Origin of the sequence: Xenococcus sp. PCC 7305 (assembly GCF_000332055.1) — a bacterium.
Lineage (GTDB): Bacteria > Cyanobacteriota > Cyanobacteriia > Cyanobacteriales > Xenococcaceae > Xenococcus.
Map to the genome: position 1 here is coordinate 1 of NZ_ALVZ01000113.1, position 20,256 is coordinate 20,256.

The following is a 20,256-nucleotide window of genomic DNA, read 5'->3' on the forward strand; positions in this document are numbered from 1 at the left end:
ATGATTACCCAACGATTCTCTAATGATAATTTAGCAGAAACAGGTAATTCAAACTTTTCTGGCGTAATGGAAGTCTGAGGTGATTTATAGTACATTTGTTCTTGCTTATTTAGTGCAAGGGGATTTCACCAATTTTAAGGCTTTTCCGTCCATTGACCCTCATTTTTTCTTCCCTTGAGATCTCTGTAGCCTTCTTTGGCTCTACTTTTCATCTTTTCCAGCAAGCCCTATTTAGTTTAACAGTATAGTTAACATACTTGCAGTAAAAAAGTATCAATATTATGGTTTCAACAGTAAAAGTCTGGTTTGATAAAGAAAGCGATTATTTAGAAGTTTTGTTTTCAGATAAACCTGGATATATGAGAGAAACAGATAACGATGCCGTTATGGAAAGAGTTGACGAAGAAGGAAATTTATTAGGGTTTTCTGTACTGGGTGTTAGTAATTTAGAAAGAGAAAAACCTTTAGTAGTAGAGTTTATTTCTAATGTTAAAATCTGATTTTAATTTGTATTTAAATATTTTGTGCCATAGCGTTTCTCAAAGCATATCAGGTATATTGTTCCCGTTCCCTATTCCCTATTCCCTATTCCCTATTCCCTAAAGCTTAACTTTGCTGCACTCAATAGCAAAATTATTACCATTTAAAGATCTATTTCTACTGTTGTACGATCCAAATTAAAGATCCTTTGATTATAGACATCACTAGTTCTTGATCCATTGCAATACTTGACTTTGCGACTGCCTAAAGTATCACAATCTTTCAACTTGTCACTAGAATCACTCTCACAATATAATTCTAATTTCCATTGGGCATCTCTTTGTTTAGTCTCTTCAGAAGATGTCACAGTATAAGTAAAATTTCCTGTAGCTATTGTCTCCTTGCTACTCTTATCATAAATTTGATACTCAATATTATGCTCCCCATCACTATTTCCCAATTGTTTTAAAGTAAAATCATTAGAACCTCGTTGAATTTTTTTATAATCTCTAGTGATTTTCTTACCTGTAGAGACATTAATCAGATTCACTTTTAATTGCTTATTGGGCTCAAAGTTATGATCAATAAATCGTAAGTCTCCATCTTGGGCAACGCCTGACCAAGATTCCCCAGGACAATCTCCAGTATATTTGGTCAGATGACGATGAAAAGTGTCTTTTATCTCGCTAAATTCAATATGGAGTCCTACATCAGCAGCTGCAATAGCTTTAGCCGCAGCAACCAGAGTGACTAAAGTAATGACAGTAGCAGGAAATAAGATTTTCATATTCTACAAGACAATATTTTCTAACTGATTTGACGATAAATCTTAATCAATTCCTCTTTTAATGGCAAGGGATTATATCCTAGAGCAAAAGCTTTATTACTATTAAGAGAGGTGTCAGGCGATCGCGGTGCAATCATCACAATATCCGATTGTTTGCCTGATCGTATCAACTCTTTGGGCAACTGCATCACTTCAGCTAGCAATAAACCAAACTCGTAACGAGATACTCTCTCTCTTCCCCCTAAATGCAATATCCCAGATACTTGTTTTTCAATAGCCAATAATAATCCCTGGGCCGCGGCGATCGCACTGGCAGGAGTCCGAAATTCATCGACAAATAAATTCAACTCTTGACCAGCTTTTAAACTACTAATAAATCCTTGAAGAAAGCTATTAGCCACAGGGGAAGGTAAGCCAAACATCAGAGGCATTCTACAGATGCTAACTTTAGGATAAACCGACAGCATTTTCTGTTCTGCTAATACTTTTTGTTCCCCATAAATACAAATGGGACAAACGCGATCGCTTTCTTGATAAAAAGAACCTTGGCCATCAAATACTAAATCCGTAGAGGTAAAAGCACATGGTATTTGATACTCGGCACAGAGCTTGGCAATATTAACAGACGCCGTTACATTGATTTCATAGGACTCTTGAGGGTTTTGTTGGCAATAATTGGGCTTAGAAGCTGCTGCACTATGAATCACAGCATCTGGCTTAATGGCAGAAAATAATTCCTTGAGTTGCTCATATTCTCTAAGGTCTACTTGGGATAAAGTAACGCCCGCAATCTTGACAGCATGAGAATAATAAGCGCCAAAAACTTCCCATTTTGCCGATGCTTCCTGGCATAAATTCCAGCCCAAAAACCCACTAGCACCAGTAACGAGAAGTTTTTTCATAGTCTAAAAACGCCTTGCGATCAGCCATTATCTACAAACAAATTATCTATAGACCATTGGATTCACAAGTGCTTTCAAGAAATTCGACAATTTCTTTGTTTTTCAATTTACAAGATTCTCCCGTTTCGCTGTTAGTTGATTCAGACAATACCGAAGCAACCAGAGAATTATTACGGGAATGGGAAGATCTCAACTGCTGAACTTCTTGTTCCAAAGACTCGATGCGATCTATAAGAGCTCTAATTACAGTGGCTTCAGAATCAGGTAAATTGCCATGTTCCAAAGGATTTATTTTGACCCCAGAACGATGGACTATTCTTCCAGGAATTCCTACTACGGTGCAATCGGAAGGAACATTCCTCAGCACAACGGAACCGGCCCCAATACGAACATTTTCGCCAATTTGCAGATTTCCTAGAACCTTGGCTCCTGCTCCGACAACAACATTTTCCCCCAAAGTAGGATGTCTTTTGCCTGTCTCTTTCCCTGTACCGCCTAAAGTTACGCCTTGATAGATTAAAGAGCGATCGCCGATGATTGCGGTTTCTCCAATGACAACCCCCATACCATGATCAATAAACACTCCCTGCCCAATCTGAGCACCTGGGTGAATTTCGATACCTGTAATGAATCGACTCATATGAGATATCAATCGAGGAATCAAAGGAATTCTCATAAGGAATAACCAATGAGCAAAGCGATGCAAGATTAAGGCTTGTAGTCCTGGATAGCAAAATAAGACTTCTAGCCAATTGCGGGCTGCTGGATCACGGTCAAAGATGATGCGGAAGTCGGCGACTAAGGAAGATAACACGGGTTAAATTTCTGATTGATTTTAATCTCTAACCATTTTATCGTCACATTGCTATTTTGCGATCACTAACTCAATTCGTGTCAGCCGATCTCGAAAAAGGGATGAGGGATGAGGGATGAGGGATGAGGAAAATGCTAAAATGCTGATTTTTATTCCTGATTCTTTTGTTTACCTATCGTTGAATAGCTACTGTTGAATGGAAAGGCGGTAGCCTGTTCTTTGATTGGGTGTAACAGAACCAACCCAGATTTTGTATTCTCCTGATGGCCATTGAGAACCTTTAACCAAGGCATCTCGATGATGATTTTTACCGAAACCGCAACGGACATTATTTTTCCCTGGGCCTTTAATAATTAGGGTAGTATCACTACCTCGGCTATTAACTTTTAAGCTCAGTTGGGAAAATTCATTTTCCAAAACCATGACATGATCTGGTTCTGGGTCACCATAGCCCATGCAGGGATTACCATCGCGATCGCGATTTATAATAGAGGCCAAAGAATAGCCCCCTCCCGTACTGCCTGTGACAATGGCAGAAGTTTGACTAGAATCAGCAGCGAGGATGAAATGGTCTTGGGGCGGTCTTTGCGCAAAGCTCGCGATCGCAGGGAAAAATGCGAGCCCTGTAATCACAACCCCATAACCGGCAAGATAGAACTTTCTCATTGTCTCATCTCTCTTCAGTATTCATTAGAACGAATAGCTATTCCTAGCAACAACTCATAAAACCCTGAATACAGCTAAGCCAAAACACGCAGATATGCATCAGTGATTTCCCTTAATTTTAAGGCATTTCCAGTCTGTATTATATGAAGACTTAATAGATATTTATGTGTGTAGTTGTAAACCTATATTTCTCTATAATTTCCGAAATGATTTTATTTAGCCCGGTTACAATACTGGAAAATGCATGCGGTCACACAGCCATCACCAATAAAAACTATACAACTATGTAGCTATGTAAGGGCGATTGGTTAATCCCCCCTACGAAGGATAAATACTAGTGGACGCGGGCGTAAATAAGCTATCTATCAACGAAGAGCAAAAAGCTAATGTATCAAAACTTATTATCTCGATCCCACGAAGATGGGACTCATTACTTATTACTCATTACTTCCGCGCAGCGGCACTAGATCAATTTACTCAGTGAGTTGGTGGCTGCGATATCTAACCCCACTTCTTCACAGGCTTGCTTCAGTGCTGACTGAAAATCTTTGATCTTGGTAGAATAGCCGCATAGATTAGCAGTATTCTCAACGCCAGTATAGCCATTACCTCTAGCGCAATCAATTAGCTCTGCACCAGTGAGGGGCTCTTCTCCAGACAACAACTTTTTCCGTGAACTTCCCCAAAAGGCACTGAGGGTACAAACTTGCTCTGTTTGCCGATCTTTGACGGACCAGCGATAGGTAACAGCTTGAGGGTCAACTCCTACTTCTAGAAGCTTCGCTCCCATGTAATAAGACATCTGACTTAGAGTTTTCTTTCTGACTTCTAATGGTTGATTTTTATCAACTGTACGGTCTAAATGAGCTTGTGTTGGTTTGGGCATATGTTAAAAATTCTCTTTTACTTAATATTACTTTACAATCCTTCTCTTTAAATTCCCACTAAATAGTCAGTAAATTTTGAGGGTACAACATAATTTTCGTGAAAAAAACGCAGAACAGATAGAATGTACGGGATGATAGTTTATTTAATAACCCTGAACTAAATTTTTAAGACATTATGGGACTAGGACTAATTGTTACCGGCAAAGGATTTATCCGAGATCTAGAAAAACATGGTGCTTTGGGGTTATACGTACCCCTAGAAGGAGGCATCGAAGGACGCTATCAAAGAAGAGTCAGAGCGGCTGGTTATCAAACAATTAATATTACAGCTCGGGGTTTGGGAGATTTGCCCGCATACTTGACGACTGTACATGGAGTTCGACCACCTCACTTGGGGAAGAAAACTATTGGTCAGGACGCGGCAGTTGGTCAAATTTATTTTGTGCCTCCGATCGCAACTTATGAGTTATCGACTTTGCCGGAGAACTCCAAGGGGCTAGTGTTATGGATTATTGAAGGCAATATCTTATCTCGTCAGGAGAAAGAATATCTAATTAACCTACCGAAGATCGAACCTCGGATAAAAGTCGTGTTGGAAGTCGGCGGCGATCGCTATATTCATTGGGAAGCTTTAGCAGCCTAGTGAAGGCAGGGGGCAGGACTTTGCTTTTTCCTCCTCATCCTTCATCCTTTATCCTTCATCCCTTCTTTTAGTCTTCATACCAGCTGGCACGCCAGGCAGCATCAGCTTCTGCCATGGCATGCTCTTGTTTTTTCTCTTGATAAATCTTCTGAAGTCGAGAGATATTTTTTAGCAGATTACGAATCTCATTTCTTTTATTGCTTAAATTGGGAGCAGAAAACTCTATTTCCAACAACTTGAGGCGTAGCAGGCTTATATTGCCATAATTAGTGTTGTGCTTAGACTTTTTACCTTTGTCTACTTCTATAACCAAACTCAAAATATTAGGAATATTTTTGACTTTATTCATGCGAGAACCAGTCTCAGCATTGCGTAGAGCTACTTCCATGATTCTTATGGGCAGTCTTTGGGGAACAATATCCCTTTCTCGCAAGATTATATTCGCTTTCTTGGAGATATTATCTAGAGTCTTTTTGATTTGCTTTTCAATATTTCCTTGCCAAGTTAGTAGACTATTGGGATCTTTTAAATTAATTGTTTCGGGAATTTCTTCTGACTCTTGGTATTCTTCGTCTTCAGAATTCTCTGCGTCCACATCTTCAGTTTCTTCTGTATTTTGCCTTTCGATGCTAATCACCTGATTACCATCAACGACAATTGCTTTGCCATTTTCTAAGACAATACCATCTGTATTTTTTGCTATTAATTCTGCTAGGTCGCCCTCTATACTCGAAGCATTAGTCCTATTCTCATCCGGTTCGTCCTCCCCATCTGTGGATTGACCCATTTTGTTTAGAGGTAAATTCTTCAGCATTTCCGCAATCAAGCTCAGATCTGCTTGTTCTCTACTTGCTTTTGACGGTTTATATTTTTTCTTTAGTTCGGGTTGAATTTCTTTTCCTAATTCTCTTAATTTTACTTGGAGTTTTTGACGTTGACTAAAACTAAGCTTCAAAAAAGATTCGGCGTATATTTTGGTACAGAGTTGATAGCTAGCGAGAATTAATTGCTTTTGTCCTGACTCGCCTAATATATCTAAATACTCATCATAGGTAGTCTGAAGTTGAGTGGCAGTTTCAGCTACAGTTTGTTCTAATGCTGCTAATTCTTGCTTGATTTGCTGAATGGTTCTCGCCATATATTAGATGCTATTCATCAGGTATTACTAGTCGGTTTAATGATTATAACGAGAAAATTCCAGATTTCCGGTTAGATTGCCAACAACGCCGAGCAATTGCTTCTTCAATTAGCGGGGCGGTTTTATCGAGATTTGCCCTGTCTTCTGCCTCCTGCCTTCTGCCTTCAAGAACGAAGTCCTAGTCAAAATATCATGAATTGCTAATATTTAAAATATTTATCTTGCTTTTGTTCTGATCGCTACATCACTATCAAAAACTAGATGCTATCAATAATATTAACTAAACAAAAAAGTTTCATGCTATTCCGCTTAAAGCCAATTTTTTGTTCATATTTATCCAACAAAGATCTCTAATTATCAAGCCCCAAATTTTAATCATGAACAACATTCCAACTAAGCAGACATCGCTTCCTCATATAGTTATCGTCGGCGGTGGTTTTGGCGGACTTTATGCAGCTAAATCTTTTAAAGATGCGTCTGTCAAAGTCACTTTGATTGATAAGCGTAACTTTCACCTATTTCAACCTTTGCTATATCAAGTCGCGACAGGGACTTTGTCTCCGGCAGACATTGCCTCCCCACTACGGGTTGTTCTGAGTAAACACAAAAATACTCAGGTTTTACTAGATAAAGTTGTAGACATCGATCCAGAAGCAAAAAAAGTTTTTTTGGAAGGCCGAGACGAATTAAATTACGATGCCTTAATTGTGGCGACAGGAGTTAGCCATCATTATTTCGGTAACGATCAGTGGCAAGATGATGCCCCAGGATTAAAAACGGTAGAAGATGCCCTAGAAATGCGTCGTCGAATCTTTATGGCATTTGAAGCAGCAGAAAAAGAAAACGATCCCGAAAAACGCAAAGCTCTACTAACTTTTGTGGTTGTCGGTGGTGGCCCGACTGGGGTAGAACTAGCTGGTGCGATCGCAGAAATTGCCCATCAGTCAGTGAAGAATGATTTTCGAGATATCGATACTACCCAAGCCCAAATATTGTTATTTGAAGGTATGGATCGTATTTTGCCTCCTTATCCTGAGGAATCTTCGACCAATGCCCAACAAGCTTTAGAACAACTCGGGGTCGATGTCCTCACTAAAACCTTAGTCACGAATATCGCCGATAACTCTGTAACTTTTCGTCAAGGCAACACAACTAACACCATCAACGCTCACACTATTCTTTGGGCAGCCGGAGTAAAAGCTTCCTTTATGGGTAAGGTTCTAGCCGATCGCGCTGGGGCAGAATTAGACAGGGCTGGTAGAGTAATAGTCGAATCAGACTTAAGCATCAAAAATTACTCCGACATATTTGTAATTGGAGATTTAGCTAACTACACTCATCAAGGGGATAGCTCTCTACCTGGAGTTGCTCCTGTAGCAATGAAGGAAGGAGAATATGTCGCCACATTAATTGCTAAACGCTTAGAAGGTGAAACCATTAAGCCATTTGAATATGATGATTTTGGTAGCATGGCTGTAATAGGTAGAAACAAAGCCATAGCGGATCTTAACTTTGCTAGCTTCTCGGGTTTTATCGCCTGGATTATTTGGGCATTTGCTCACATCTACTATTTAATAGAATTTGACAACAAGCTAGTAGTCATGATCCAGTGGGCCTGGAACTATATCACTTTGGGCAGAGGAGCACGTCTAATTACGGAAACATCTACTCTGCAATTGGAAATAGAACCTCCTCAACAACCAGGAAAGTCTAGCCAAAACACCAAGGATTCAGTGCAAAAACCAGTATCGGTTTAGGCTCTGTTGCTTACATATAGCACTACGCATTTTGGTTAGGACATTGGTAAAAGCTCAAACCTATCATTAGCAAACTTTTGACTTTTGACTTTTGACTTTTGACTTGCGCGTAGCGCCATATCACCCTTGACAGCCCGTTGCTTTAAGAAAAAAAACTCCCACTAATACGAGTGAGAGTTCAATATTATTTTCTAATCTTATTGACTGATCGCTTAAAGCTCATAGCTGACAGCTTGTAGCTCTTAAAAGAAACGAGTACGCCATTTATTAAGACGAGATTCTGCGATCGCGCTGACACTTCTACGCTCGGCAATTTTGCCTTGAATAACTGTGATTTGATCCTTGAGATCATTAGAGCGATTGCGCCATTCTTGAATACTGCCAGGGGTTTCACAAACACCAGAGATTTTCGCAACAACCGAAGTATCACCAGAAACGGCAGGTTTCCAAGAACCAGCATAAGCAAAGCCAGAAATAGCTTCCATCTCTTCGAGCTGAGCGGTAAGACTCTCAAGTTCCCTAGATTGCTGTTCGCATTCCTGTTGTAACTTAGCTATCTCAGCAGTATCATTTGCCGGAACAGCTTTGGGTTTAAGAGCATCTCTAATTAACTGATTGATATCAGGAGTAGGTAAGCTACCACCAGAATTTTTATAAATCAAAGCTGTAGCCAAACGAGGACTATTAGCACTCATGCCTGCCTTGTCACTAGTAGAAATACTCGGCAACATCTTGAACATATTGGTATAGCCCAAAAGATTCTTACCAGTTTGAGACTTATAACCTCTGTAGTAAGGAACAATATTTTCCCCAAAAGCAGTTTGATATTCATCACTATCGAGATAGGAATCAATATCAGCCTCATAACCTTGAGCATCTAAGATATTGCTGTGATAGATAGTTTCTTGGTAACTATCAGGAGCACGACCTAGGATATGTTTAAAGTTAAGCTCATGGGAGCGATAACGAGGGCAATTATCAATGAAACGGGATTTATATAGCTCAGATTTTGCCAGCATCCGCACAAATTCGCGAACACTAATATTACCCTTCTTGAGCTGGGACTCTGCAACGGGGAAACGCTCACTTTCCATGACATAAGCATTGCCCAAGACCTGTTTGTAAAGAGCTTTGATGACAATTTCTGCCTCCTGATCCGAGCTACCGGGAACCAATTCCACAGGACTAGCATTAGCCAACACATTATATTGAGTCTGCCAGGAAACTGCTGCGGGGGAAACTGGTTGTGCCAGAGGTTGATAGCGGGGCACATAGGTTGGCAGATCATCCGGTCTGATAGCTTTAGGTGGCTTGGGTGTGACAACTTCTGGGACAAAACTAGAAAGTGGATTAATCGTGCTGGGATTATTTGCTAGCAGAGAACTTTGCAGCTTAGAACCATTATTTGTGCTATCACTACTGCTGGTACCTCTCAATATTTCATAGGAATGGGTGTATCCTGCAAGATCATTACCTCTTTGAGTGGCAAATCCTCGGAAGTAGGGAACAACATTCGAGCCAAAATTATCCTGATATTCTTCACTATAAATATAAGAATCGATCTCCGCATCAAATCCGCCATTAGCCAAAATTTGAATATGCTCAGAGATTTCTTGGGAATTTGCTGGGGCACGACCAAGCAAATGTTTGAAATTCAGTTCAATGGCTCTTAGATTAGAACAGTTGTTAAAGAATAGTTGCCGATACAGCTCCGATTTGGCTAATTTACCAACAAATTCTGCAACATCAATACTGCCATTGCAAAGTTGCGATTCAGCGCCCGTTAATCTCTGACTTTCCATCAAGTGAACATTACCAAACACTTGTTTATAAGCAGCTTTAATCACGAAGTCTAGGTTTTCACCAAAACCACGATTCCTCAACTCCACAGGCTGATCATCCGCGATCGCATTGAGATGATTGCTACTAGCCGACTCAGGCGCAGAGGCCACAGCAGGAACAAATGGCAGATAATTATTATCTTGGTGCCCATTGCTGGAAGCTGAAACAGCACTCTTGGCAACTTTTTTGACGGGAGAAATCGATGGCGCATCCTTGGGGACAGTAGATAGGGGTTGAATCCGACTAGGACTGCCCTGAAGCAAGGATGTTTGCAATCTGGCACCAGAGATGACCGCCGTAGCGCGATCGCTAGTACTAGCACCTCTGAATAATTCATAGGAATGGGTATATGCTGCTACATTAGTTCCTGTTTGAGTCGCAAATCCTCGGTAGTAAGGAACAACATCCCCACCGAAATTCTGAGTATATTCTTCGCTATAGATATAAGAATCAATTTCGGCTTCATAGCCCCCGCTGGCTAAAATCTCAATATGCTCAGATATTTCTTGAGCATTTTCCGGTGCACGACCCAGTAATTGTTTAAAGTTCAATTCAATAGCTCTGAGGTTAGAACAATTATCAAAGAACAAAGAACGATGCAAATCGGACTTGGCCAGTTTCCCAACAAATTCAGCAACATTAATTTCCCGATTGCGGAACTGAGACTCAGCGTCCGTTAGTCTCTGACTTTCCATCAAGTGAACATTACCAAAGACCTGCTTATAAGCAGCTTCAATTACTATCTCTACAGCCTGACCAGAACTACCGTTCATCACTACTGGCTCTTTACCATTAGACGCATTGAGATAACTTGCACTAATTGTTTGAGGCAAAAATTCTACAGGATTTTCTTTCCGTAAAACTTCATATTGCTGATAAATTTCTGCCGTTTTGCTGATAGATTGAGCTTCGCTCTTGATGTAGGTCTTAATCGGATCTACCACTTTGGGTTCTGGCAATCCCACAGCCTTGGTAATCAAATTAAGAGTATCTTGGCGCGATTCTACTCCCGGGGAGGTTCTCGACTCAAGAATAGAAGGGAATGCTGGTTGGACAGCTGGTTTGACGTAAGGTAAACCAAGGGCTTTGGCAATTATTTCCTCGGTGCTGGGAACTGGTCTGGGGACGGCTAAAGGATTAAATTCTGTTGCATAATCAGGCACCGTAGAAATAGGACTAATTTGACTTGAATTATTCTGCAGCAAATTAGATTTTAATCTGGTGCTGGCTCCTCCAAGACTCGCTTTGTCGCTAGTTGAAGCTCCTCGCAGTAATTGATAGGAGTTGGTATATCCGATCAGATTCTTGCCAACTTGACTCTGATAACCACGATAGAAAGGAACAATATCTTCGCCATATGCATTTTGATATTCATTACTATCGATATAGGAGTTGATTTCCGCTTGAAATCCACCTTCAGCAATCAGCTGTATATGTTCAGAGATTTCTTGGTAACTCTCCGGAGCACGACCCAATAAATGTTTGAAGTTTAATTCAATTGCTCTGAGGTTAGTGAATTTATCGAAGAATGAACGACGATAATGCTCTGAGATTGCCAATTGGCGAACAAACTCCCTAACGGAAATATTGCCTTTGCGCAATTGAGATTCGGCAACAGATAATCTTTCACTTTCCATCAGATAGGCATTCCCAAACACTTGTCTATAAGCGTTGGCAATAATTGAATCTAGATCTTCAACTGAACTAGCACCAGGAATTAACTCTAATGGTTTAATCTCAGAAAAGGCATTAGTAAAGTTGCTAGCAATTTCTGGGGCTACAGTTTCAACCACAACTTCTAGTTCTGCTTTTCTTGTAGCTTCTTGTTCTGCAACATAGCTTGCCAAATCAAAAGTACTAGTTTGCGCTGTTGCTCCTTCATTTGTTTGAGGTGCATCCTGAAACTCAAGACTGACAGATTCGATGAAACTTGCTTGGTTGCGAAGCAAGGTCCCTTGAAGTTGAGGAAGACTACCTTCGGCTAAAGAGCGATCGCTGCTACAAGCACCTTTAAGTAATTGGAATATTCTGGTATATCCAGCCAGGCTTTGACCAGTTTGAGTCTTACTGCCTGTGTAATAGGGGACTATATTTTCCCCAAAATTACTTTCATATTCTTCGCTATCAAGATATGAATCAATTTCGGCTGCAAATCCTTCTTCAACCAAAGTTGTAATATGTTGGGAAATTTCAGCAGCATTGGCAGGAGCACGACCCAGTAAATGTTTGAAGTTCAGCTCAACAGCTCTGATGTTAGAACAATTATTAAAGAAGCGATCGCGATACAATTCAGAATTAGCTAATTCACGAACAAATTCTTTGACAGTAAGTTGACCATTTATCAATCGCGACTCAGCGCTAACCAATCGCTGGCTTCCCATTAGATGGGCATTACCAAATACCTGCTTATAAGCGGCGTTAATCACTACTGCTAGATCTTCACCAGCATCACCGTTAAAGATTTTTGTTGGCCCAATATAATCAGGGACAGGATAAGCAATTCCTGTTTTAATGATTTGATTTCTCTCAACAGGAGTCGCCAAAAATTCTGGTGATTTATATCCAGGAATCCCTAGATTCATGTCGGGGAATTCTGGTCTGTCAGGGAAGAAATATTCTTGGGACTGAAATTCTAGATCTCCCAAAGGTGATAAACGTTCTACAGATTCAGGAACCGAAGAAATATCACCAATACTACTCGCCTTATTACCCAGAAGGGATTGCTGTAAAATCGGAGCAGCTCCACCAAGGGTTGATTTGTCGCTACTACAAGCTCCTCGTAAAATACCAAAAGAATTTGTATAGGCGGCTAAAGTGCTTGCCGTTTGGGAGTCATATCCACGATAGTAAGGAACAATTTTCGTGCCAAAATTCTCGAAATATTCATCACTATCAATATAGGAATCAATTTCTGCTTCAAATCCACCGTTGGCAATTAGCTGAATATGTTCTGAGATTTCGGCTGCATTGGCAGGAGCACGACCTAGCAGATGTTTGAAGTTAAGTTCGATCGCTCTTAAGTTAGTGCAACGCTCGAAGAATATGGTGCGGTAATGATCTGACTTTGCTAGTTGACGGACAAACTCCATTACGGAAATGCGTCCACTGCGTAGTTGAGATTCAGCTTCGCTTACTCGCTCACTTTCCATGATGTAAGCATTACCAAAAACTTGCTTATAGGCAGCTTCGACAACTAGATCTAGCTCTTCGACTGAGTTGTTCTGCGCAAATTCTACGACGGGGCGATCGCGAAACGCATTAGTATATTTACTAACGACTTCTGACCCTGTTTTTGCCTCAGTGACTGGTTTGTAGTTCGCGGCCTTTTCTACCTGCAAATAAGTTGCCAGATCAAAACCCTCAGAATTAAATCTTCTGCCCGCAGTAGCATCTCGTCCTGCTTCACGAACCCGAGTTTCTACTTTATTATCAGCAGCAAATTCTTCATTAAGTAGCTCATCGAATTGATTTCTCCAAGCCCCAAAAATAGCTGAGTCCTTATCCTGCGCCTCTTCAATCGTAAGAGTTGTTGGTTCAGGAGCGGGTTTTGGTGGTTTAACTACTTCTGCTACATAGGATTCTGTGAGCTCTGCTATATTTGCCTCAAAAGGTGAGACACTAGGAGCTGTTTTCGGCACCGTGGAAAGCCAATTAACCTTGCTAGCAGTATTCCCAAATAAAGATTTTTGTAATGTAGGACTAAAACTTATAGAGTTCGATTTGTCACTACTACAAGCACCTTGTAATAATTTGAATAAATGAGTAAACCCAACTAAACCATTATCGGTTTGAGTCGCAAATATGCGGTGATAAGGGACTATGATCGTGCCGAAACTTTGAAAATATTCATCACTATCAATATAGGAATCAATCTCTGCTTCAAATCCGCCTTCTGCAATAATTTTGATATGTTCTGAGATTTCAGCGGCATTTTCAGGAGCCCGACCGAGTAAATGTTTAAAATTCAACTCAACAAAGCGAACATTAGGGCATTTATCGAAAAACAATGTACGGTAGCGATCGGATTTGGCTAACTGACGGATAAATTCCATCACCGAAATACGACCACTACATAGTTGTGATTCGGCCTCGGGAAATCTTTCGCTTTCCATCAAATGAGCATTCCCAAAAACCTGTTTGTAGGCAGCTCGGATAATCAGTTGGAAATCTTCAACCGAAGCGCCACTGGTGAGCTCTACTGGTTGATTATCGCCAAAAGCTCTTATGTATAAATCCCTAATATCGGGAGCTGGCAGAGCAAACAACTCTTTAATGATTTGTTCGGGAGTTCTGACTTTGGCCTCTGCGGGAATAACCGCAGCGATCGCGCCCTTGGCCTGGAGATAGGCCGCTAAATCAAAACTTTGTGGATTGAATTGTAGTTCCGAAGCTCTGCTAATTGTCGCACTAGCTTGCTTACTCATTTTCTAACCCCCTAATCGGCAGCATAATTGTGTAGTAGTGAAAGTAATTGTGAATATTCAACAAATTCCCACAATGTTTCATCGTGAGATTTCAGGTTCAAGACAATACGAGAAAACTGTTTGTCTCACCCAGAGGTCAATGTCCTAACCTCAATATTTGCAGCAAAAGCAGACCTTATAAAATTTGTAACAATTTAAGAACATATTGCAATAAAACAAATGAGATTTAGGAGAAACAGCGATCGCAAAAAACAGCATCAAGATCGCCGAAAACCGAATAAAGCTCATTACGCTTGATCCAGTATTGCTTATTTTCGCAGCCAAAACTATAAAGAATCAGCATTTCCCCATCCCAAAATACTTTACGGTGATTGGCTATCCAAAAGTTTCTACTCTTAATAAAAATTATATTTTGAAGTTTTGCTAAGAAGAATTTTTAATTCGAAAAGCAATGGATGATATCGACAACAAACATGTCAACTCAATTAAGTTAATCATCTAAGTGCTTTATAGGCATTGTTGTAAGCATGATTAAGAATTAGGGTAGTATGTCACGATGGAGAACTAGTTGATTAAAACGACATTCTTCTTTTTCCAAGGCTTGTATGATAGCTTGCTACTTGAATTCAAAAATATTAGAGAGAACTACAGTTTTGGTCATGAAAATATTAATGGTGTTGACATCTCACGATCAACTAGGAAACACAGGGGAAAAAACAGGTTTTTGGCTAGAAGAATTTGCCGCACCCTACTATATTTTTCTCGATGCGGGGGCGGAAATTACTCTAGCGTCTCCTCTCGGTGGTCAACCTCCTCTTGATCCTAAAAGTAATGAGCCAGATTTTCAAACAGAGGCTACCAAACGTTTCCACAATGATCGAGCTGCGATCGCAGCCTTAGCCAACACATTGGTCTTGTCCAACATTGCTCCAGAAAATTTTGATGCTGTGTTTTATCCTGGAGGTCATGGCCCATTATGGGATTTAGCGGAAGATCCTCATTCCCTTAAATTAATCGAAACCATCTATGAGTCTGGCAAACCAGTTGCGGCGGTCTGTCATGGCCCAGGAGTTCTACGCCATGCAAAAACTCAAGACGGTTCTTATTTGGTTACAAACAAGTCGGTAACAGGTTTTACTAATACAGAAGAAGCTCAAGTTAAACTTACTGATGTTGTGCCATTCTCTGTGGAAGATGAACTCATTAAAAATGGTGGTAATTTCAGTAGAGCAGCAGATTGGATGTCTTATTCTGTCTCTGATGGTAATCTAATTACTGGCCAGAATCCGGCTTCTTCAGAAGCTGTGGCTCAAGCGGTTTTACAAAAATTAAGTTCGTTGTAAATTTTAATGAGTAAATAATGCTTCTTGAATAATCTAACAACAAACAGTTTACAGAGCATCTCTATAAGCAATTACCGCTTCCGTTTGATTATCGTAATTAACAAATTGACTGAGTAAAACTAAATCTAAATCCGGTAAAAATTCACTGTAATCGATTTTTTCATACTCTTCTTGCCTGAGATGATATAGAACAAATCGATTATTTTGCCAGAACCAAACCTCCGTAATACCCAATCCTTGATAAACAGATAACTTATCTATGCCACCACTAGTTATAGCAATTTCAATTGCGATATCAGGTACTTCTCTTAATTCTCCTAAACAATAACATTCATCTGGCTCTAATCCTCTTTGTTTTGCCTCTTTCCGAAAAGTTGTACTGCCATAGCCATTGAGAGCAATTCGTTTTTCTACAGCATACATTTCTAGCAAACGCGCAATAATTGTTTTAAGTCGTTCATGCTCTGAAGATGTACCCATAATTTCTAATGTTCCCTCAAGAAAAGTCATCCGCAAACCAGGGAATTGATCCATAAACACAGAAACCAAAGTGTCATATTGCTCCCAGGTAACATTGTAGAGAGTAATTTTCTCTTCCGGTTTGGGTAAATCAGTTTTTTCTAGAAGTTGCATAGAATAGATATTTTGATCTCTTATCTAATAATATTATCTCTTGTTTTTAATTTGATTGGTAGTAAGCTTGTTTGAGCATAGTACCTAAATATTAATGATTCTATATTTAATAAAGCGTTCATTTATCGCAATACTAACTCTACTGGCAATTAGTCTAATTATTTTTACGATTTTGGCCTTGGCTCCTGGAGACCCTTTAGGAGAATTTGCCTCTAATCCAGCAATTACAGCAGAAGTGAGAGCCAATATTCGTCAATCATTAGGTCTAGACCAGCCAGCCTATATTCGTTATTTCAAATGGCTGGGTAATTTTTTAACAGGTGATTTGGGTTATTCTTTTACTTCTCGGAGTCCCGTCTCAGGAATTTTATTACAGCGTTTACCCACAACTTTAGCAGTAGTTGGCTCAGCTTATATTTTGGGGCTATTAATTGCTGTGCCATTGGGCGTTATTTCGGCTTTAAAACGCAATTCTATTACCGATCAAATTATTACTACGATCGCCTTTGTCGGATTTTCCATTCCCACTTTTTTTACAGGATTATTATTTATTATTGTTTTCAGTGTTGAGCTCAATTGGTTCCCTTTTATTTATGACAGTACGTTAGAAGTCGATAGTTGGTCGAGTTTTTGGGCACAAATCAAACAATCCATCATGCCCGTTGCGGTTTTGGCTTTATATCAATCTGCCATCTTAATGCGATTTATTCGTTCTGCTGTGGCCGAAGAATTACCACAAGAATATGTTCGCACTGCTTTGGCAAAGGGCTTAAGTTATTTTGCCGTGGTAAAAAATCATATTTTGCGCAACGCCATGATTCCTGTGGTGACCTTAATCGCGATCGACATTCCTGCTATTTTCACTGGAGCCTTGGTCACAGAACAAGTATTTCGGGTTCCTGGAATTGGTGCTTTGTTAATTGAATCGATTTATCGCAGTGATACTCCTGTGGTGATGGCGATCGCATTTATCTATGGCATTCTCATTGTACTTTTCAATCTAATCGCCGATCTGCTTTATTCTTTTCTAGATCCTCGAATCACTATTAACGATTAGACTCATACGACTACTTATTTTTAGACAAAATGGCAGATTTGTTAATTTATCGCATTTTGTTCATTTGATACATTTTGTCGGCCTATTTCTCGGTAATTAATATATTAATCAACAAAAATAAACCCAAGCTAAATATATTTAGCTCATAACCAGTGAATTCGTCACAAATGTAAAATCACAAAAGGGGTAGCGAGTGTATTTAACACCAAAAGAGATGGAGCGATTAACCATATTTACTGCTGCCGAAATTGCTCGTCGTCGCAAGGCTAAAGGCATTAAATTAAACGTACCAGAAGCGATCGCCTATATTACCGATGTCATGGTCGAAGGAGCCAGAGAAGATAAGACCGTGGCTCAATTAATGAGCGAAGGGGCAAGGTTACTCACAACTGATGATGTTTTGCCAGGAGTAGCTGAATTAATTCCTTTGATTCAAGTAGAGGCGCATTTTCTCGATGGCACGAAGTTAATTAGCATTCATAATCCTATTGGTTTGCCGTAAACAATTAATCTTTTAAGAGTTAAGTCTATGATTCCAGGTGAAATATTTTTTGCAGAAGATGAGCTTGAGCTAAATGCGGGTAGAGAGAAAAAAACCATTTCTGTCGCTAATACTGGCGATCGCCCGGTTCAAATTGGTTCTCATTTTCACTTTTTTGAAACCAATCGAGCTTTAATATTCGATCGCGTAGCGGCTTTTGGGTTTCGGTTAGATATTCCTTCGGGAACCTCTGTACGCTTTGAACCTGGAGATACCAAGGAAGTAATATTGGTTGCTCTGGGAGGAAACAGACGAGTGATCGGACTCAATAATTTAACCAATAATGCACTAGATATTCCTGAAGCAAAAGATATTGCGATCGCCAATGCCCGAAATTCAGGTCATATAGCCTAAAAGTCTTTGTTCCTAAACTAATACCTACTACCCACAAACCAACTCATGAGAATCAATCGCGAACGTTACGGAGAATTATTTGGGCCCACTAAAGGCGATCGCATTCGCTTGGGAGATACATCCATAATTGTTGAAATTGAAGAAGATACCGGCGTTTATGGTGATGAATCTGTTTTTGGTGGCGGGAAAACCTTGCGAGATGGCTTAGGTTTAGTCCCAGGAGTGACCGCAGCCGCAGGGGCCTTAGATTTAGTTTTAACTAATGTCATTGTCATGGATGCGGTGTTGGGAATCATTAAAACTGACTTAGGCATTAAAGATGGCAAGATAGTTGGCATCGGCAAGGCGGGCAATCCCGATATTATGGATGGAGTAACACCCAATTTAATCGTTAGCGCCAATACAGATGTCCGATCAGCTGAAGGGTTAATTGCTACGGCTGGCGGAATTGATGGTCATGTTCACTTTGACAGTGCCGGTCTGTGTGAGGAGGCTCTTTCTAGTGGAATTACGACGATGATTGGTGGCGGTTTGGGGCCTGTCACTGTCGGGATCTGTTCGGGGGGAGCGCGGAATCTGGGGTTAATGCTACAAGCGACCGAAGCTTTTCCGATTAATTTTGGCTTTTTGGGGAAAGGTAGTTCCAGTTTGCCTGCTAGTTTAATAGAGCAGATCGAAGGTGGTGCGATCGGACTAAAGATTCATGAAGATTGGGGCGCAATGCCTGCGGCAATAGATACTTGTTTGGCGGTGGCTGATGAATATGACTTTCAGGTTCAGTTGCATACAGATACTCTGAACGAATCAGGTTATGTAGAGGATACCATCAAGGCGATCGCAGGTCGCACGATCCATATGTATCATACTGAAGGTGCCGGCGGAGGTCACGCCCCAGATATTCTTAAAGTTGCCTCTTATCCTTATTGTTTGCCTTCTTCGACAAATCCCACTAATCCCTTTACAATTAACACCTTTGACGAGCATCTAGACATGGTGATGGTTTGTCATCATCTCAACCCCAGAGTTCCTGAGGATGTTGCTTTTGCCGAATCTCGCATTCGTGCCGAAACTGTTGCCGCCGAGGATATCCTCCATGATATGGGGGCAATTTCCATGATGGGTTCGGATAGTCAAGGCATGGGACGGATCGCCGAAACCATCTGTCGTACTTGGCAATTGGCTTCGAAAATGAAAGACCAGAAAGGCATTTTACCAGAAGATAGCGATCGCAACGATAACCAAAGAGCTTTACGTTACCTAGCAAAATACACTATTAATCCGGCTATCACCTATGGTATCGATAAATATGTCGGCTCCCTCGAACCAGGAAAAATTGCGGATATTGTTTTGTGGCGACCTGGATTTTTTGGTATTAAGCCTGAATTGATTATTAAGGGTGGCTTTATTGCTTGGTCACCTATGGGGGAGTCCAATGCTTCTTTGATGACCTGCGAACCGATTATCTATCGACCTCAATGGAGTAGTTTTGGGATTGCTCCGCAAGCGACTTCTTTTTCCTTTATGACTCAAACAGCAATTGATAATGGCTTGGGCGATCGCCTAGGGTTGCTTAAGCCAGCTTTGCCTGTTAGTGGGACTCGATCTTTATCTAAATCTAATTTCAATCGTAATAATGTTTGTCCTGATATTGAAGTCGATCCTGACACTTTTCGAGTGACAGTCGATGGAGAATTGGCAATGTGTGAACCGGTTGCTCAGGTGCCTTTGGGGAGATTATATATGTTTCGTTGAAGTACGGCGCAAAGCCTTGACTCGTTAAGCTACCATAATCTCTGAATGGAATATAGGTCAAAAACTTTATCACAGCAATTCCAAATTCGAAAGTAACAGGGGATACAGAACTAGGCTTACGGTAGCGCAGCAAGATAGAAAAAAGTCAGAAATCAAGAGTGAGCTAATTTATGGAAGTCAAAGCGCTTAGTTTCACAGTGCTTTTAGGATATATAGAGACAGTCATCGAGACATTG

At 40.4% G+C, this 20,256-nt stretch carries 16 protein-coding genes; 8 read left to right on the forward strand and 8 right to left on the reverse strand.

Annotation, left to right across the window (positions count from 1 at the left end; genetic code table 11):
• The first annotated feature begins 281 nt into the window (after nt 1–281).
• On the forward strand, nt 282–500 hold the full coding sequence (locus XEN7305_RS05330; RefSeq protein WP_006508329.1) for a DUF2283 domain-containing protein: 219 nt from the start codon (nt 282–284) through the stop codon (nt 498–500).
• 143 nt (nt 501–643) lie between these two features.
• Here the strand turns inward: XEN7305_RS05330 and XEN7305_RS05335 are convergent, their stop codons facing one another.
• From XEN7305_RS05335 to XEN7305_RS05355, 5 genes are all read right to left on the reverse strand, one after another.
• Nucleotides 644–1,267 carry a hypothetical protein gene (locus XEN7305_RS05335; protein WP_006508330.1) on the reverse strand — a complete coding sequence of 208 codons (624 nt, stop codon included), beginning with the start codon at nt 1,265–1,267 and terminating at the stop codon, nt 644–646.
• Nucleotides 1,268–1,287: 20 nt separating this feature from the next.
• Nucleotides 1,288–2,169 carry an NAD(P)-dependent oxidoreductase gene (locus tag XEN7305_RS05340; RefSeq protein ID WP_006508331.1) on the reverse strand — a complete coding sequence of 294 codons (882 nt, stop codon included), beginning with the start codon at nt 2,167–2,169 and terminating at the stop codon, nt 1,288–1,290.
• Between the two features lie 46 nt (nt 2,170–2,215).
• Nucleotides 2,216–2,983 carry a serine O-acetyltransferase gene (gene cysE / locus XEN7305_RS05345; RefSeq protein ID WP_006508332.1) on the reverse strand — a complete coding sequence of 256 codons (768 nt, stop codon included), beginning with the start codon at nt 2,981–2,983 and terminating at the stop codon, nt 2,216–2,218.
• A 186-nt stretch (nt 2,984–3,169) separates the two neighbouring features.
• A complete protein-coding gene (locus tag XEN7305_RS05350) occupies nt 3,170–3,649 on the reverse strand; it encodes a hypothetical protein (protein ID WP_006508333.1) in 480 nt (159 codons plus the stop codon).
• 463 nt (nt 3,650–4,112) lie between these two features.
• Nucleotides 4,113–4,535 (reverse strand): hypothetical protein, encoded by a 423-nt coding sequence (locus tag XEN7305_RS05355; RefSeq protein ID WP_006508334.1) that lies wholly within the window; start codon nt 4,533–4,535, stop codon nt 4,113–4,115.
• Nucleotides 4,536–4,711: 176 nt separating this feature from the next.
• On the opposite strand from XEN7305_RS05355, the gene XEN7305_RS05360 reads away from it, so the two are divergent.
• Nucleotides 4,712–5,179: an NAD(P)H-quinone oxidoreductase subunit N gene (locus XEN7305_RS05360; RefSeq protein ID WP_006508335.1), complete on the forward strand. Its 468-nt coding sequence runs from the start codon at nt 4,712–4,714 to the stop codon at nt 5,177–5,179.
• 67 nt (nt 5,180–5,246) lie between these two features.
• On the opposite strand, the gene XEN7305_RS05365 is transcribed toward XEN7305_RS05360, so the two are convergent.
• Nucleotides 5,247–6,317, reverse strand: coding sequence for a hypothetical protein (locus XEN7305_RS05365; protein ID WP_006508336.1), 1,071 nt, complete (start codon nt 6,315–6,317; stop codon nt 5,247–5,249).
• Between the two features lie 377 nt (nt 6,318–6,694).
• Between XEN7305_RS05365 and XEN7305_RS05370 the strand changes: the two genes are divergently transcribed.
• Nucleotides 6,695–8,074, forward strand: a complete 1,380-nt coding sequence (locus tag XEN7305_RS05370) for an NAD(P)/FAD-dependent oxidoreductase (RefSeq protein ID WP_006508337.1) — start codon at nt 6,695–6,697, stop codon at nt 8,072–8,074.
• A gap of 242 nt (nt 8,075–8,316) precedes the next feature.
• Here XEN7305_RS05370 and XEN7305_RS29675 read toward each other — a convergent pair whose 3' ends face one another.
• The gene (locus XEN7305_RS29675) at nt 8,317–14,340 is read right to left on the reverse strand and encodes a phycobilisome rod-core linker polypeptide (RefSeq protein WP_006508338.1); all 6,024 of its coding nucleotides are present in this window, start codon (nt 14,338–14,340) and stop codon (nt 8,317–8,319) included.
• 659 nt (nt 14,341–14,999) lie between these two features.
• Here XEN7305_RS29675 and XEN7305_RS05385 point away from each other — a divergent pair.
• Entirely contained in the window at nt 15,000–15,683 is a 684-nt protein-coding gene (locus XEN7305_RS05385) for a type 1 glutamine amidotransferase domain-containing protein (protein WP_006508339.1), read from the forward strand.
• A gap of 48 nt (nt 15,684–15,731) precedes the next feature.
• Here XEN7305_RS05385 and XEN7305_RS05390 read toward each other — a convergent pair whose 3' ends face one another.
• Complete coding sequence (locus tag XEN7305_RS05390) at nt 15,732–16,316, reverse strand: Uma2 family endonuclease (RefSeq protein WP_006508340.1); 585 nt, start codon at nt 16,314–16,316, stop codon at nt 15,732–15,734.
• Nucleotides 16,317–16,410: 94 nt separating this feature from the next.
• On the opposite strand from XEN7305_RS05390, the gene XEN7305_RS05395 reads away from it, so the two are divergent.
• From XEN7305_RS05395 to ureC, 4 genes are all read left to right on the forward strand, one after another.
• Entirely contained in the window at nt 16,411–17,373 is a 963-nt protein-coding gene (locus XEN7305_RS05395; RefSeq protein WP_006508341.1) for an ABC transporter permease, read from the forward strand.
• A gap of 193 nt (nt 17,374–17,566) precedes the next feature.
• Entirely contained in the window at nt 17,567–17,875 is a 309-nt protein-coding gene (locus XEN7305_RS05400) for an urease subunit gamma (RefSeq protein WP_040896838.1), read from the forward strand.
• A gap of 27 nt (nt 17,876–17,902) precedes the next feature.
• Nucleotides 17,903–18,268 carry an urease subunit beta gene (locus XEN7305_RS05405; protein ID WP_006508343.1) on the forward strand — a complete coding sequence of 122 codons (366 nt, stop codon included), beginning with the start codon at nt 17,903–17,905 and terminating at the stop codon, nt 18,266–18,268.
• Nucleotides 18,269–18,313: 45 nt separating this feature from the next.
• The gene (gene ureC / locus XEN7305_RS05410; RefSeq protein WP_006508344.1) at nt 18,314–20,020 is read left to right on the forward strand and encodes an urease subunit alpha; all 1,707 of its coding nucleotides are present in this window, start codon (nt 18,314–18,316) and stop codon (nt 20,018–20,020) included.
• The last annotated feature ends 236 nt before the right edge of the window (nt 20,021–20,256 follow it).